Below are 14,288 nucleotides of genomic sequence, written 5' to 3' on the forward strand. Positions count from 1 at the left end.
TTACCCTCTAAAATAAAATGATGAAATATTTTTTTCTTCCAATAACAATTATGTTTACTATTTGTATTTCTGCACAAAAAAAAGAAAAGATTAAAGGTAATAAAAATGTCGTGGATGTTTATATGAACCTAGAGAATTTCTCGCAAATAGAAGTAACAGATGATTTGGAAGTATTTCTTATGCAAACTAGCTCAAATGGCTATCACCTTAATACAGATTCCAATTTAGTGGAAGTTATTAAATTAGATGTTATTGATGACGTTCTTAAAATTTATACATCTCATAAAATTGTTTCTAGTAAAAAGCTTGAAATTTATGTCACTTTTCAGGATATAAAGAAACTAACTATTAATCAGAGCACTGAAATAGAGGGGCAGAATAAATTCAATTTAGTAGATTTCACTCTTAATAGTTCTAATTATGCCAAATTTAATCTTGATATTGATGCTAATAATAGTTATTTTCAATTGGATGGAAGCTCTAATGGCACAATTAAATTTAAAGGACAAGATTCTAAAATGGTTATTAATGAAAATGCGTACTTAAAAGGTGTATTGTCTATTGATAATTTAAGTCTTACTGTAAATAAACGTGCAGATATGAAGATAGAAGGTAGTGTTGAAAACTTAAGTGTTATAATAACAGGTTCTTCAGACATAAATGCAAAAAATCTTAAGGCTACCAATGCCAAATTAAATGCTTCAAATACTTCAGAAATTTATCTTTATGTGAGTAAAATGTTAAGTATTTATGCTAGAGGCAAAAGTTTCATTCATGTTTATGGTAATCCAGATATAACAATTGAAGGGTTAAGTGATAAATCACAAATATTAAAAAAATAAATTAAAATTATGGCTAAGATAATAGATGTTAAGTTGACAAATGTTCCTGATTTGATTGTAATTGGAGATGATAAAAGTGACTTGACTGTAGATGTTAATATTGAATTTCATGATATAGATTTAAAGTTAGAAATGGAATATATGTTGTACATTTTTGTATATGATGTACATGGTAAGATAGATATACCTATATTAATTACTAATTGGGATGATAGTGATATTCTTCCTATAGCGTTTGAAGATAGTAGTGATGATTTTTTAGGGACTTACAAAGCAGATTTAATCGCTTCCAAAAAAAATATTAACTTTAAAAAAGATATTTTTTTAAAATTAGGTATTCTGAATGAGCAAAAAGCACATTACGCAAAAAAAATAGAAGTATTAGCGTTTATAGTACCAGCAATTGCAAGAGCATCAAAATGGTCGAAACCTTATATGGTAAATATAGGATATTAAGAAATTATGAATGCAAAATCGATATTAGCCATCATTCTTATCTTATTAGTGGTAATTTTTACTATTCAGAACACAGAGGTAGTAACTATTAAATTCTTAATGTTCGATATTTCAATGTCAAGAGTTTTAGTTATTCTAGGTTGTTTTTTAATTGGATTTATTTCAGGAGTACTAATAACCTATAGAAAAAAAAGAAAGCAATAATTATACATTAATACAAATTTGAAATGGCATCAGAAAAAAGTAATCCAATTCAAAAATTTGGTACTATGGCTGGTGTTTTTACACCAACTTTTTTAACCATTTTAGGTGTTATTATGTATATACGGCATCCCTGGGTTGTAGGGAATGCTGGAATACTTGGTGCTTTACTAATTATAGTTATAGCTGTAGCTATAACGTTATCTACTGCGTTATCTTTATCTAGTATTACAACAAATATTCGTATTGGTTCTGGTGGTGCCTTTAGTTTAATTTCTCAATCTTTAGGTCTTGAAATTGGTGGAGCCATTGGCATTCCTTTTTTCTTTGCTCAAGCAATTGCAGTTGCTATGTATATTTTTGGATTTAGAGAAGGCTTAGAAGCTATGTTCCCTGAAATAGCACCTCTTATTTTAGATAGTTTGGTTTTTGCTCTGGTTTTAATAATTGCATTTATTAGTACCAGTTTTGCATTTAAAATACAGTATGTTATTATGGCTATCATAATACTATCTATTGCATCAATAGTTGGAGGATTATTTGTAAACGAACTCAATTATAATTTTGTATGGCTTGGAGATTTTCAAGGTTCAAAAGAAAATAATTTTAGTGGTACATCTTTCTGGCTTGTCTTTGCAGTATTTTTTCCTGCAGTTACAGGTGTTATGGCTGGAGCAAATATGTCTGGAGATTTAAAAAACCCCAGAAAAAATATTCCATTTGGAACATTGAGTGCTGTAATAATTACCACGATAGTTTATATGGCCTTAGTTTTTGTTGCTGCACTTTTAGCAACACCACAGGAGTTACTGGAAAATTACAATGTTTTTATAGACAAAGCATTTTACGCTCCAATAGTATTAGCTGGTTTATTGGGAGCAACTTTGTCATCTGCGCTTAGTTCTTTTGTTGGAGCACCTCGAATTTTATTGGCATTAGGCGAAAAAAGAATACTTCCTAAAAGTGACTTTTTATCAAAAACTAATAAAAAAGGGGAACCTTTTAATGCCATGTTAATTACTGCTGTTGTTGTAATAATTGGATTGTCTTTAAGAAACTTGAATACAATTGCACCTCTTATAACTATGTTTTTCATGATAACTTATGCTATGGTAAATATAGTAGCACTTATTGAGCAGTCGTTGTCGTTGCCAAGTTTTCGGCCAACTCTAAAAATCCCATTGATTGTTCCATTAATAGGAGCTTTTGGATCCTTAACAGTTATGTTTATTATTAATGCAGCTGTTGCCTTGGCATCTTTTATCTTAATTGTTTTTTTCTATTATTATTTAGTAAAAAAGAAACTAAAATCTGAAGCTGGCGATTCAAGAAGTGGTTTGTTTACGGCCTTAGCAGAGTGGTCTACTAAAAAAACAACGCAATTAAGCCCAAATAGAGAAGTGCGTTCATGGAGACCAGACTTGTTAATTCCAGTTACTGCGCCAAAAGATATTAGAAGTGCTTTTAAACTTATTGAAAGTATTGTTGCTCCAAAAGGTTCGGTTAAATTTCTAGCAGTAAAGAGTTATGATAAGGACATGGAAGATAAATTAAATGTGTTTTTACCAGATGTTAGTGAGCGTTTAAAAAAACAAAATATAGCAACAAGTTATACCTTTATTAGTGGAGACGACCTTTCAGAATCTCTAAAAATAAGTATGCAATCTTTAAATGCAGCTTTTTTTAAACCTAACTCATTATTTTTAACTGTAAATGGAAATAAGGCTTTACATAGCACGTATCAAAACTTAATAGCTTTTGCTAAGCTTAATAAATATAGTGTATTGTTGTATGTGCCATTTGAAAACGTTGGTCTTTCTTTAGAGAAAGATATTACTCTATGGTTAAAAAACTTCCCTTCAAATTGGAAAACAACATTCGATATTGATAATAACGATTTATCAATTCTTACTTCTTTATTATTGCAGAAAAATTGGAGAGGGAGAATTAAAGTAAAAGTAGCTTTAGATCATGTTGGAATTACTAAAGAAGAAGACATTGTATTATTGAATGACTTAGTTCGTTTTCCCGTTAATTCTGTAATAGAACATTATCAGTTGGACATGGAAGCTGAACTCTTAAAATCGAATATTTCTGATATAAATATTTTTCAAATTCAAGAAGGAAAAAGTATTAAAGAGATGATAGATATGGTAAATACGACAAGAATTTCAGCAATTTATTGTTTAGATAGCTTAAATGAAAATGCATTAGTATAATTATAAAATCTTCTTTAAATCTTCGTAATACTGTTTCGTTATATGCAATCCATTGTGTCCAGCATCAGTAATAGCAAAAACTGTAATGTTATTTGGTTGTAAAGCTTGTAGTTTTTTAGCATTAGTGTCTGGATGAATTAAGAAATCTCGAGTACCATAAAATATTTTAATCGGACAAGTTACTTGCTTCACAAATTGATATGAAGGAATATCATATTTAATAATAAATTCTGGAATGGGAGGTGCAATTTCTTCTGAAATTAATGTTTTCCAAGAATAATATGGTGCATTTAATATTAGCATTTTCGGATTATTTTTTGATGCTAAATAGCTTGCTAATCCTGAGCCTAAAGAAAATCCTAAGACTACAATTTCATTTTCATTGTAACGGGTTTTTGTGAAATCGTACACTTTTTGCATATCGCTAAACAACTCGTCTGTATTACAATATTCACCATCACTTTTCCCATAATTTCTGTAGTCTACAAACAAAATATCATAATTATTTTCTAAGTATAGATGTGCGCGTTTTCCCCAATCATGGATGGCTCCAGCATTGCCATGTAAATATAAAATAACACCTTTTGGTTTTTCAGCTTTAAACAAAACAGCATTCAAGTTTGTGTTTTTGGCAACAGGTATGTTAAGCTCTTCAAAATTCTCTTTGAATTCAAATTTATAATCTTTAGCCAATTGCTTAGGGTTAAAGAAAAAGCGCTCTTGCTTAAAGTATACAAAAACTAAGGATAGTACATAGAGTATAGAAAGGGTTGCAACAATTCTAACTAAACGTCTTAATATTTTATAAAAATTAATTTTCAATAGATTTCTTTTTTACAAATTCATACAAAAATACACTATAAACTATAATATATTCCAAACCAATAAACCATAAGTTTTCTGAGTTGTTTGTATTTGTGTAGGCCAAGTAGCTTAATATAATTACCAAACTCCATACCAATGGGAATTTGTAATTGGTAAAGATACTTAATATTAAAAGTGTCGCAATATACCAAGGATGAACAGTTGTTGCAGTAAAATAATAGAAAGATAGAGCAAAAAGCATTGCTGTAATAAGTAGTTGTAATGAGTGGTTTTTTCTGAATAAGCTAAGCCCAATCACAAAAATAAAAACCAAGCCAGCAGAAAATAAACCAATAATGGCTATTTGATTGTAGCCTGTAAGTATATATCCAATTTCTCTTGCTAAATAATAGAAACTCGCATTAAACTCGAAGTTCTGAAACCATAAACCAACTGTATTGGTATAATTAGAAATAAATTCTGAAGAATAAAAAGGAGCAAATAAGAGTAAGGTAACTATACCAACAATGGCATAAAACAAGAAACTTTTTTTCCAACCTAGCTTATTATAAAGTAATGGTAAAAATATAAGTGGGATAAGTTTAATGGACACTGAAAGTGAAAAAATAACAGCAGCCAGTTTCCATTTATTCGTTTGTAATAAATACAAACTCCAAATTAGAAAGAATATCATTACACCTTCAAAATGAAGGTTTCCAGTGAGTTCAATAATAATAAACGGATTTAAAAGATACCAAAAAATATAATAAGCAGGAAGATGTAGTTTTTCGAGAAGTCTTTTCCCATAGTAAAGCGTACCAAAATCGGCAGCAATAATTATCAATCGAAGGTCAACAACTGAGCTTAAAATACTTTGTCCAGAAAACATGTTAGCAATTACAAAGCATAACTGATTTAATGGTGGATAATTAGTATAATGACTAGCGCTCAAATTCCCCATACCTTTATATAATTCTTCAGCTTGAGGAAATGGGAATTCATTTTTTATAATAAAAGATTCTGGTGTAAAGAGATATGGATTCATGCCTTCCAAAATCATACGTCCATCCCAAATAAAACGGTAAAAATCTTGTGAGAGGTTAGGAATTGCCAAAATAAAAACAGCACGACACAAAAAAGCTAAAATCGTTAAAAATTTCAAATTGCTTTTACTTACTTGAACCAGTTTGTAGAACAAGAAAAACAGTGCTACATACAAGGAAATGAGATTAATTGAATCTGTTCTTTGTAAATCGTATGCAAAACTAAAATAGAAAAAGATGCTGGTTATAGCTAAAGCAAGAGGAATCTTATGAAGTTTTAAAAAGGTTGTATTCAATAGCATCAATCAAAGATAAATAAAATAGGTAATTCACTTAGTAAAATACTTTTTTGATAGTATCTTACAAACTGTTTTTTAATCCCATATTATCATGAAAACTTGGAAAAAAATTGGATTAGTACTTTTATTTGTACTTGTTGTTTTTAGTATTTGGTTTTATCCAAAATACAAAATGCTAAATTTAACCATGCATCTTTTTGATGAAGACCAGATTGTAACAAATTTCAGGTCTTTCGACTCTGTTTGGCCAGTAGCAGTTATGATAGCACCAAACAAAAAGTTTGTGTATCCAAAAGGAGCACTATTAGAATTGCCTAAAAGTTTTCAATATGAAGGAAATGAATTCAGTACCCAAAATTTTTTAGAAGATTCTTGGACAACAGGACTTTTAGTTATTCAAAATGATAGTTTGGTTTACGAAAATTACTATTTGGAAAATACCGAAGCTACTAGAAACATTTCATGGTCTATGGCAAAATCGGTTATTTCAGCTTTAATGGGAATAGCCGTTGAAGAAGGTGATATAAAAAATATTGAAGAAACCGTTGAAGTTTATGTGCCTGAATTAAAAGGTTCAGCTTATGAAGGTGTTCGAATTAAAGATGTGCTTCAAATGTCTACAGGAGTGAAATTTAATGAAGATTATGCCGATTTTTTCAGTGACATTAATCGTTGGGGAAGAGGTTTTGCCATGGGAAATTCGCAGGATAAATTTGCAGCAAGTTTAGAACGTGAATTGGAACCAGGAACCGTTTGCCATTACGTAAGCATCAATACACATGTTTTGGGAATGATTCTTAAACGTGCTACTGGAAAAACCATAACCGAATACATGCAAGATAAACTTTATAACCCAATTGGGATGGAGTACGATGGTTATTGGTTGCTTGATGGTGAAAACATGGAAATGGTTCTTGGTGGATTAAATTTAACCTTAAGAGATTACGCCAAATTAGGCACTTTATTTTTAAATGAAGGTCAATTTAATGGCAAACAAATAATTCCTAAAAAATGGGTTGAAGCGTCTGTAATTCCAGATGGTGCACATGTGCAACCTGGAGAAGATGTTTTAGGTTATGGATACCAATGGTGGATTCCACAAAGTGATTATGGAGAATATATGGCCATGGGAGTTTATGGACAATATATTTATGTAAATCCTCTTACAAAAACAGTAATTGTTAAATTGTCAGCTAATCCAAAATATAACGATAAAGCATTTGTACCAAGTAACGATTTTGCGCATTTAGAATTTTTTAGAGCCATTGCTTTACCATTTCAATATTTTGGAAACGATGAGGATATAAATAGTATTGTTGAATAAATATATTACGTATGATTATAGATGTACACACTCACATTAACAATTACCATGAAGATCGAGTAGTATCCCTTGAAGATTGTTTAAATCTACTTTCACAAACCATGTTAGATAACAAAGTGGATTATTCGTTGGTTTTATCATCCTACAAAGTTAACGAGCATAGACCAAGTACAAAACAGGTTGTTGAGGCTATTAAGGGAAGAAATAATCTAGGTGTAGTTTCAGGTATTAGTTATCTTAATTATAATCATAGAGATATAAGAGAAATAGGCGAATATCTTGAAAAAGGCTTGATAAAAGGCTTGAAGTTTTACCCTGGATATGAACCATTTTATCCTAATAATATCAGACTGAAAGTTTGGTATGAAATGGCTATAGAATATGATGTTCCTGTTATGTTTCATTCTGGAGACACCTATGCTCCAACAGGTAAAGTGAAATATTCACATCCTATTCATATAGACGATTTAGCAGTAGATTATCCAGATTTAAAAATAGTTATTTGCCATGTTGGAAACCCATGGATTAAAGACTGTATGGAAGTTGTCTATAAAAACAAAAACGTCTACGCAGATATTTCAGGATTAGTTCTAGGAGATTTCTCCGATAAGTTTGAACGTTATATGAAAAAGGAAATTGAAGAAATGATAACTTATGCTGGAGATCCAAACTACTTGCTATATGGAACAGATTGGCCAATTTCTAATATGAAATCGTATTTAAAGTTTATGGATCAATTAGAACTTGCAGATGAAAAGAAAGAATTAATTCTTTGGAAAAATGCTGCTGAACTTTTTAAAATTGATATTACAAAACTTTAAACTCTAGAAGTTAAAGATTTAAAGAATACAAAGCCAAATCCAAGGAATAACATAAGATGAAACGGGAATAACCCAAAATCGCCTCCTTGATTTCCAACTATAAATGCCGAATACATGCCGAAAGCAAAATATAGACAAAGAAAACCTTCAAAAAACACATGAGAAGGAATGTTTTTATTGAGGTATTTATTGTTTTTCCAGTTATCTGATAATGCGTTGATATTAAATTTTGGTGTTCTAATAAAGTCACTTTGTTTTCCAAAATATCCTTCAAGTACTGCTATAGAGTTATGTAAAGAAAAGCCCATGGCTATTGAGAAGAAGGTAAAAAACATAATGATGTATTGTACAAAATTCTTTAAACCACTACCATATATTTTCTTGTACATAAACCAATAACACACAAAGAATATAACAGAGCTTATTACAAAAAAGCTCATGACATAGAAGTATGGTTTTAAATGTGCGTATTCATTTTTAATATATAACATGGGAATACTTAAAACTGCAACAACTAAAATATTTAAAAACATGGTAGAGTTTAATAAATGCAAGAGTCCATGTGTTTTCGTTTTAACTGAAATGTTTTTATTTGAAACCACTTTCCATGCCATTTTTCTAAAATTTTCAGCACCACCTTTGTTCCATCTAAATTGTTGTGAGCGTGCAGCACTAATAATTATTGGTAGTTCGGCTGGAGTCTCTACATCTTCTAAATATTTGAATTCCCAGTTTTTAAGTTGAGCTCTGTAGCTTAAGTCTAAGTCTTCAGTAAGCGTGTCTCCTTCCCAGTTTCCAGCATCTAGAATACAGGCTTTACGCCAAACTCCAGCTGTCCCATTAAAATTAATAAAATGTCCTTTACTGTTTCTGCCAACTTGTTCTAAAGTAAAATGTGCATCAAGAGCAAAGGCTTGGATTTTTGTTAGAACTGAATAATCTCTATTTAAATGGCTCCAACGTGTTTGAACAGCTCCAAGTTTTTCATTTTTAAAATAAGGGATGGTTTCTTTTAACCAGTTTGGTTTTGGAAGGAAATCGGCATCAAAAATAGCTATGAACTCTCCTTTTGCAACTTCTAAACCTTCTTTAAGAGCTCCAGCTTTAAAGCCTTTTCTGTTTTTTCTGAAAATATGTGTAATGTTCAATCCTTTTGTTTGAAGCAATGCTATTTGAATTGCTGTAGTTTCAAAAGATTCGTCTGTTGAATCATCCAATACTTGAATTTCTAATTTATCTTTTGGATACTCTATTTTAGAAATGTTTTCCAATAAACGTTCCATGACATACATTTCGTTATAAACTGGAAGTTGTATGGTGACAAAAGGAATTTCATTTGGATTTGATAAATTAAATTTGGCGTCTTTAGCTTTGTTTTTATTTGCCGATAGGTAATTAGAAAGTAAGTTGAGTTGTGCTAATGCATATAAAAATATTAGTAGTAGAGTAATGGTATAAATAGCGATAATAATATATATTAATAGCATCATTTTAAACTGTATTTAAAAATCCAACCCAATATTTTAATGCCAGCCATAACAGCCCCATTTACAGTTCCTGATACTTTAGATACACCTATTCTATTTCTGTATTTTACAGGAATTTCAATATATGTCATTTTCTGTTTTATAACTTTTAATTGCATCTCAACTGTCCATCCATAGGTTTTGTCTTCCATGTTAAGAGCCAATAACTTATTGTATTTAATAGCTCTAAATGGGCCTAAATCTGTAAAAGTTGATTTAAAAAAAAGACGCATTAAAATAGTTGCTAGCCAATTTCCAAAAATTTGAGGCTTTGTCATGGAGCCTTGTTCACGAAGTTGTTTTACTCTAGCTCCAATTACAAAATCGACGTTGTCTTCAGCAATAGGTTTAATTAATTTGTTTAATTCATCGGGATAATCGCTATAATCGCCATCTAGAAACACAATAATATCTGGTGTATTTTCTTGTTGAGAAACATAATTCATTCCTTTTAAACAAGCATAGCCATAACCTTTACGATTTTCTTTTAAAACGGTTGCTCCTGTTTGTTTTGCATTCTTTTCTGTGTTGTCTGTTGAGTTATTATTGACTACAATAATTTCATCAACAATTTCAGGAATGTCATGAATTACTTTGGCAATAGAATCGGCTTCGTTAAAAGCTGGAATAATAACTTTTATATTGGGCATAATTTTTCAAGAAGTGGATACAAAACTATAAATTGAAAATTAAATCAATCAACTTATTCCTGTTTCATTTTTCGATATTCTTCTTGTTGTGCAGGAACAATATGCTTATCGAAATACCACGATGACCATTTTTCTAATGATAAAAAGATACCAACACCAAGAATAATAGTGATAATTGTTACCAAAATAATGTTCTTCTTTTTGCGTTTAGGGTCAACAGAACATTGATTTTGTTTTTTTCTGTACAAGTAAATTCCATAAATACCAATAATTACTGCAACACCTCTTAAAATCCAAGAGCCTAATCCTACAGAACCATCTTCAGCATAAAAGAAATCTGCAAAAGAAATAGCGTAAACGCCTCCCATTAATCCAAACATAAAAAGAACTGCAGGCGCGACACAACATAAAATGCCAGCAATACCAGCAGACGCAGCAAATTTAAAGGCCCATTTAAAAATATTTGGTTCTTTTTGGTTTTCTATATTTTCAGATTTCATAGGTTGCATATTTTAAAAGTTGGTCTTTTAAAACAGGCAGACCTTTCATTTAACATGGTAATTTTATTCTAAACATATCACCAAATCTTCCGAATTTACCATAACTCCAGATTTTAAAACTAATTGTTTTACTGTAGAAGCTTCGTTTGCAGTTATTGTGGTTTCCATTTTCATGGCTTCAATAATAAACAAAGGTTGATTCTTTTTAACTTTTTCTCCCTTTTTCACCAAAATGGTTGAGAGTAAACCTTGTAAAGGTGCGCCAATTTCTTTTGGATTAGATTTATCTGCTTTTACATGTTCAACTTTATCAATTTTAATTGAAGCATCTTTTATTTGAACAGATCTTCCTTGTCCATTTACTTTAAAATATACTGTAACCATACCATCTTTATTTGGTTTTCCAACAGAATCTAAAGTAATTAAAAGCGTTTTCCCTTTGTCTAGTTCAACAATTATTTCTTCACCTCTTTCCATACCATAAAAGAAATTCTTAGTAGGCAGATTCATTAAATTATCATATTTCAAATGTTTGTTATACGAATCTGTAAATACTTTTGGATAGAGTTTATATGATAAGAAATCTGTAATATTTATAGGTCTGCTTAAATCTTTTTCAAATATTTTTCTGAAGGCTTTATATTCTTCTTCAAAATTTATAGGTTCTAAATGTGCGTTTGGTCTATCTGTATATGGTTTTTCATCTTTTAAAATTAATTTCTGAAGATCTTTTGGAAAGCCACCAACAGGTTGTCCTAAATCTCCTTTAAAGAAACTCACTACAGATTGAGGAAAAGAAATAGTATCGCCTCTTTCTAAAACATCTTGAACGGTTAAGTTATTACTTACTAAATATTGAGCCATATCTCCAACTACTTTGGAACTTGGTGTTACTTTTACAATATCTCCAAAAAGCATATTGACATCTCCATACATTTTCGTGATTTCATGAAACCTATCTTCCAAACCAAGAGCTTGAGCTTGTGGCTTTAAATTAGAGTACTGACCACCAGGAATTTCGTGTTTAAAAACTTCGCCTGAGCCTGCTTTTAAACCGGATTCAAATGGATAATAATAGTCTCTTACAGTTTCCCAATAGTTTGAGTACTCGTTTAAGGAATCTATGTTTAAAGGATTTTCTCTGTCATTGAATTTTAACATTTCTACAACCGAATTGAAATTAGGTTGAGATGTTAATCCAGATAAACCACCAAGAGCTACATCTATTACATCAACACCTGCTTCAATAGCTTTTAAATAAGTTGCAGATTGAATAGAAGACGTGTCGTGTGTGTGTAAATGAATAGGAATATTAATTTCTTGTTTTAAGGCCGAAACTAACTCTAATGCTGCATAAGGTTTTAACAAGCCTGCCATGTCTTTAATGGCTAAAATGTGAGCGCCTGCATTTTCAATATCTTTTGCTAATGTTGTGTAATATTTTAGGTTGTATTTGGTGTTTTTAGGATTTAAAATGTCTCCAGTATAACATATCGAGCCTTCAGCTAAGCCTTGCGTCCTGTTTCTAACATGTTCAATACATGGTGCAATGGATTTCATCCAGTTTAAAGAATCAAAAATTCTGAAAATATCCACGCCATTTTCCCAGGATTGTTCCACAAATTTTTCAATTAAATTATCTGGATAAGCAGTATAACCAACACCATTAGAACCTCTAATTAGCATTTGAAGCAACACGTTTGGCATGGCTTTACGTAGTAATTGTAGGCGTTCCCAAGGATTCTCTTGTAAAAAACGGAAACACACATCGAACGTAGCTCCTCCCCAGACTTCCATGCTAAAAATGTCTGGATTGTTTTTAGCGTAACCTTCGGCTACTTTAAGCATATCGTAAGTTCGCATTCTAGTAGCTAATAAACTTTGATGCGCATCACGCATGGTTGTGTCTGTAAAGTGTATTTTCTTTTCAGCTTTTAACCATTCAGAAAATTTGTCAGGACCTAATTTCGATAACAAATCTTTGGTGCCTTCAGGATAGCTTCCGTTTGGATTATATTTTGGAATTATAGGTTTTACAAAGTTTTTTGTTGGATCTATTTTCTTAACATCAGGATTTCCGTTTACTATCACGTCTCCTAAATAAGTTACTAATTTTGTAGCCCTGTTTCTAGGAGCTTTAAAAATAAATAAATCTGGATTTTTCTTAATGAAATTGACAGTAACGTCTCCTTTTCTAAAGGTTTCGTGCTTTAAAATATTATCAAGGAAAGACATATTGGTTTTTACGCCTCTAATTCTAAATTCTGCTAATGCACGACGCACTTTTCTACAAGCTCCATCTAAAGTTCTGCTATTTGCAGTCACCTTTACTAACATAGAGTCAAAGAAAGGAGAGACTATAGCTCCTTGATATACTGATCCAGCATCTAGACGAATACCAAAACCCGAAGCACTTCTGTAAGTGGTTATTTCGCCATAATCTGGTTTGAAATCGTTTTGAGGGTCTTCAGTTGTAATTCTACATTGTAAAGCATAACCAGTAACTTTTACTGCTTCCTGATTTGGAATTTTTATTTGCTGATCTGCTAACTTGTAACCTCCAGCAATAAATAATTGTGTTTTTACTAAATCGATATTTGTAACGACTTCGGTTACTGTATGTTCTACTTGGATTCGTGGATTTACTTCTATAAAATAGATAGAGCCATCGTCATCCACCAAAAATTCGACTGTTCCTATATTATTATAATTTACAGCTTTACAAATGTCAATAGCATATTGATAAAGTGCATCTTTTGTTTCTTGTTTTAAATCGTAAGAAGGCGCAAATTCTATTACTTTTTGATAACGACGTTGTACCGAACAATCTCGTTCAAATAAATGAACAGTATTTCCGAATTTATCTGCAACTATTTGAATTTCTATGTGCTTTGGATTTTCAACAAATTTTTCCAGAAAAACCGTGTCGTCTCCAAAAGCATTTAATGCTTCACGCTTACTTTCGTTAAAGGCGCCTTTTAATTCTTCAGCTTTTCTTATAACACGCATGCCTCGACCTCCTCCTCCAGAAGCAGCTTTTAGCATGATTGGATAACCAATTTTTTTAGCTTCACTTAAAGCCGTTTCAATATCTTTAAGAGGTTTCTCGTTACTACGTATTATTGGAATGTTGTTTGCAACTGCTACTTCTTTCGCAGTAATTTTGTCTCCTAAAGATTTTAAAACAGATACCTTTGGACCAATGAAAATAATATTATTGTCTTCACATTTTTGAGCAAATTGCGCATTTTCAGATAAGAAACCATATCCAGGATGTATGGCATTTGCTCCACATTCTAAGGCGACTTTAATAATCTCGTTTATATTTAAATAAGGTTTTAAAGGCTCGTTGTCTTCGCCTATCTGGTAAGATTCATCTGCTTTGTATCTATGTAAAGAATATCTGTCTTCGTAGGTGTATACACCAACAGTTTTAACATTAATTTCTGTACAGGCTCTAAAAATTCTAATGGCAATTTCTCCTCTGTTGGCAACAAGTACTTTTTTGATTTCCATATATAGTTGTGTGTTTTGAAAACTGTTAGCGAATGTTCGCTACAAATGTAGCAAACGCAATTTAATTAAGCAATGATTTTTTAATCA

At 31.1% G+C, this 14,288-nt stretch carries 12 protein-coding genes; 6 read left to right on the forward strand and 6 right to left on the reverse strand.

The genetic code is table 11. From position 1 onward, the window contains the following. Positions 1-17: 17 nt before the first annotated feature. From LX78_RS07570 to LX78_RS07585, 4 genes are read left to right on the forward strand one after another with little or no spacing between them, the layout of a single operon-like run. Positions 18-842 carry a head GIN domain-containing protein gene (locus tag LX78_RS07570; RefSeq protein ID WP_109682063.1) on the forward strand — a complete coding sequence of 275 codons (825 nt, stop codon included), beginning with the start codon at positions 18-20 and terminating at the stop codon, positions 840-842. A gap of 9 nt (positions 843-851) precedes the next feature. Further along, a complete protein-coding gene (locus LX78_RS07575) occupies positions 852-1,298 on the forward strand; it encodes a hypothetical protein (RefSeq protein WP_109682064.1) in 447 nt (148 codons plus the stop codon). Positions 1,299-1,304: 6 nt separating this feature from the next. Further along, entirely contained in the window at positions 1,305-1,502 is a 198-nt protein-coding gene (locus LX78_RS15040; RefSeq protein WP_109682065.1) for a LapA family protein, read from the forward strand. A 23-nt stretch (positions 1,503-1,525) separates the two neighbouring features. Beyond that, positions 1,526-3,718 (forward strand): amino acid permease, encoded by a 2,193-nt coding sequence (locus LX78_RS07585; RefSeq protein WP_109682066.1) that lies wholly within the window; start codon positions 1,526-1,528, stop codon positions 3,716-3,718. Here LX78_RS07585 and LX78_RS07590 read toward each other — a convergent pair whose 3' ends face one another. Both LX78_RS07590 and LX78_RS07595 read right to left on the reverse strand, forming a co-directional pair. Then, complete coding sequence (locus LX78_RS07590) at positions 3,719-4,540, reverse strand: alpha/beta hydrolase (RefSeq protein ID WP_109682067.1); 822 nt, start codon at positions 4,538-4,540, stop codon at positions 3,719-3,721. It abuts the gene before it with no gap. Next, the gene (locus LX78_RS07595) at positions 4,530-5,867 is read right to left on the reverse strand and encodes a glycosyltransferase 87 family protein (protein ID WP_109682068.1); all 1,338 of its coding nucleotides are present in this window, start codon (positions 5,865-5,867) and stop codon (positions 4,530-4,532) included. Before LX78_RS07595 ends, LX78_RS07590 begins: the two co-directional genes overlap by 11 nt. Positions 5,868-5,955: 88 nt before the next feature. Here LX78_RS07595 and LX78_RS07600 point away from each other — a divergent pair, with 88 nt between their 5' ends. Beyond that, entirely contained in the window at positions 5,956-7,188 is a 1,233-nt protein-coding gene (locus LX78_RS07600; RefSeq protein WP_109682069.1) for a serine hydrolase domain-containing protein, read from the forward strand. A gap of 11 nt (positions 7,189-7,199) precedes the next feature. After that, positions 7,200-8,009 carry an amidohydrolase family protein gene (locus LX78_RS07605; RefSeq protein WP_109682070.1) on the forward strand — a complete coding sequence of 270 codons (810 nt, stop codon included), beginning with the start codon at positions 7,200-7,202 and terminating at the stop codon, positions 8,007-8,009. Here the strand turns inward: LX78_RS07605 and LX78_RS07610 are convergent. The 4 genes from LX78_RS07610 to LX78_RS07625 all read right to left on the reverse strand — a co-directional run bounded on the left by LX78_RS07610 (position 8,006) and on the right by LX78_RS07625 (position 14,201). Beyond that, positions 8,006-9,496, reverse strand: coding sequence for a cellulose synthase family protein (locus LX78_RS07610; protein WP_109682289.1), 1,491 nt, complete (start codon positions 9,494-9,496; stop codon positions 8,006-8,008). The genes LX78_RS07605 and LX78_RS07610 overlap by 4 nt on opposite strands. Further along, positions 9,496-10,185: a glycosyltransferase family 2 protein gene (locus LX78_RS07615; RefSeq protein ID WP_109682071.1), complete on the reverse strand. Its 690-nt coding sequence runs from the start codon at positions 10,183-10,185 to the stop codon at positions 9,496-9,498. The genes LX78_RS07610 and LX78_RS07615 overlap by 1 nt, the downstream gene beginning before the upstream one ends. Positions 10,186-10,238: 53 nt before the next feature. Continuing rightward, the gene (locus LX78_RS07620; RefSeq protein ID WP_109682290.1) at positions 10,239-10,685 is read right to left on the reverse strand and encodes a hypothetical protein; all 447 of its coding nucleotides are present in this window, start codon (positions 10,683-10,685) and stop codon (positions 10,239-10,241) included. 63 nt (positions 10,686-10,748) lie between these two features. Continuing rightward, a complete protein-coding gene (locus tag LX78_RS07625; protein ID WP_109682072.1) occupies positions 10,749-14,201 on the reverse strand; it encodes a pyruvate carboxylase in 3,453 nt (1,150 codons plus the stop codon). Between the last annotated feature and the right edge of the window lie 87 nt (positions 14,202-14,288).

The organism is Xanthomarina spongicola, from assembly GCF_003148645.1.
GTDB classification, from domain to species: domain Bacteria; phylum Bacteroidota; class Bacteroidia; order Flavobacteriales; family Flavobacteriaceae; genus Xanthomarina; species Xanthomarina spongicola.

Excerpts from the sequence above, each read along its gene's own strand:
- LX78_RS07570 (WP_109682063.1), top strand. The coding sequence starts at position 18 with ATGATGAAATATTTTTTTCTTCCAATAACAATTATGTTTACTATTTGT.
- LX78_RS07575 (WP_109682064.1), top strand. The coding sequence starts at position 852 with ATGGCTAAGATAATAGATGTTAAGTTGACAAATGTTCCTGATTTGATT.
- LX78_RS15040 (WP_109682065.1), top strand. The coding sequence starts at position 1,305 with ATGAATGCAAAATCGATATTAGCCATCATTCTTATCTTATTAGTGGTA.
- LX78_RS07585 (WP_109682066.1), top strand. The coding sequence starts at position 1,526 with ATGGCATCAGAAAAAAGTAATCCAATTCAAAAATTTGGTACTATGGCT.
- LX78_RS07595 (WP_109682068.1), bottom strand. The coding sequence starts at position 5,867 with ATGCTATTGAATACAACCTTTTTAAAACTTCATAAGATTCCTCTTGCT.
- LX78_RS07600 (WP_109682069.1), top strand. The coding sequence starts at position 5,956 with ATGAAAACTTGGAAAAAAATTGGATTAGTACTTTTATTTGTACTTGTT.
- LX78_RS07605 (WP_109682070.1), top strand. The coding sequence starts at position 7,200 with ATGATTATAGATGTACACACTCACATTAACAATTACCATGAAGATCGA.
- LX78_RS07610 (WP_109682289.1), bottom strand. The coding sequence starts at position 9,496 with ATGCTATTAATATATATTATTATCGCTATTTATACCATTACTCTACTA.
- LX78_RS07615 (WP_109682071.1), bottom strand. The coding sequence starts at position 10,185 with ATGCCCAATATAAAAGTTATTATTCCAGCTTTTAACGAAGCCGATTCT.
- LX78_RS07620 (WP_109682290.1), bottom strand. The coding sequence starts at position 10,685 with ATGAAATCTGAAAATATAGAAAACCAAAAAGAACCAAATATTTTTAAA.
- LX78_RS07625 (WP_109682072.1), bottom strand. The coding sequence starts at position 14,201 with ATGGAAATCAAAAAAGTACTTGTTGCCAACAGAGGAGAAATTGCCATT.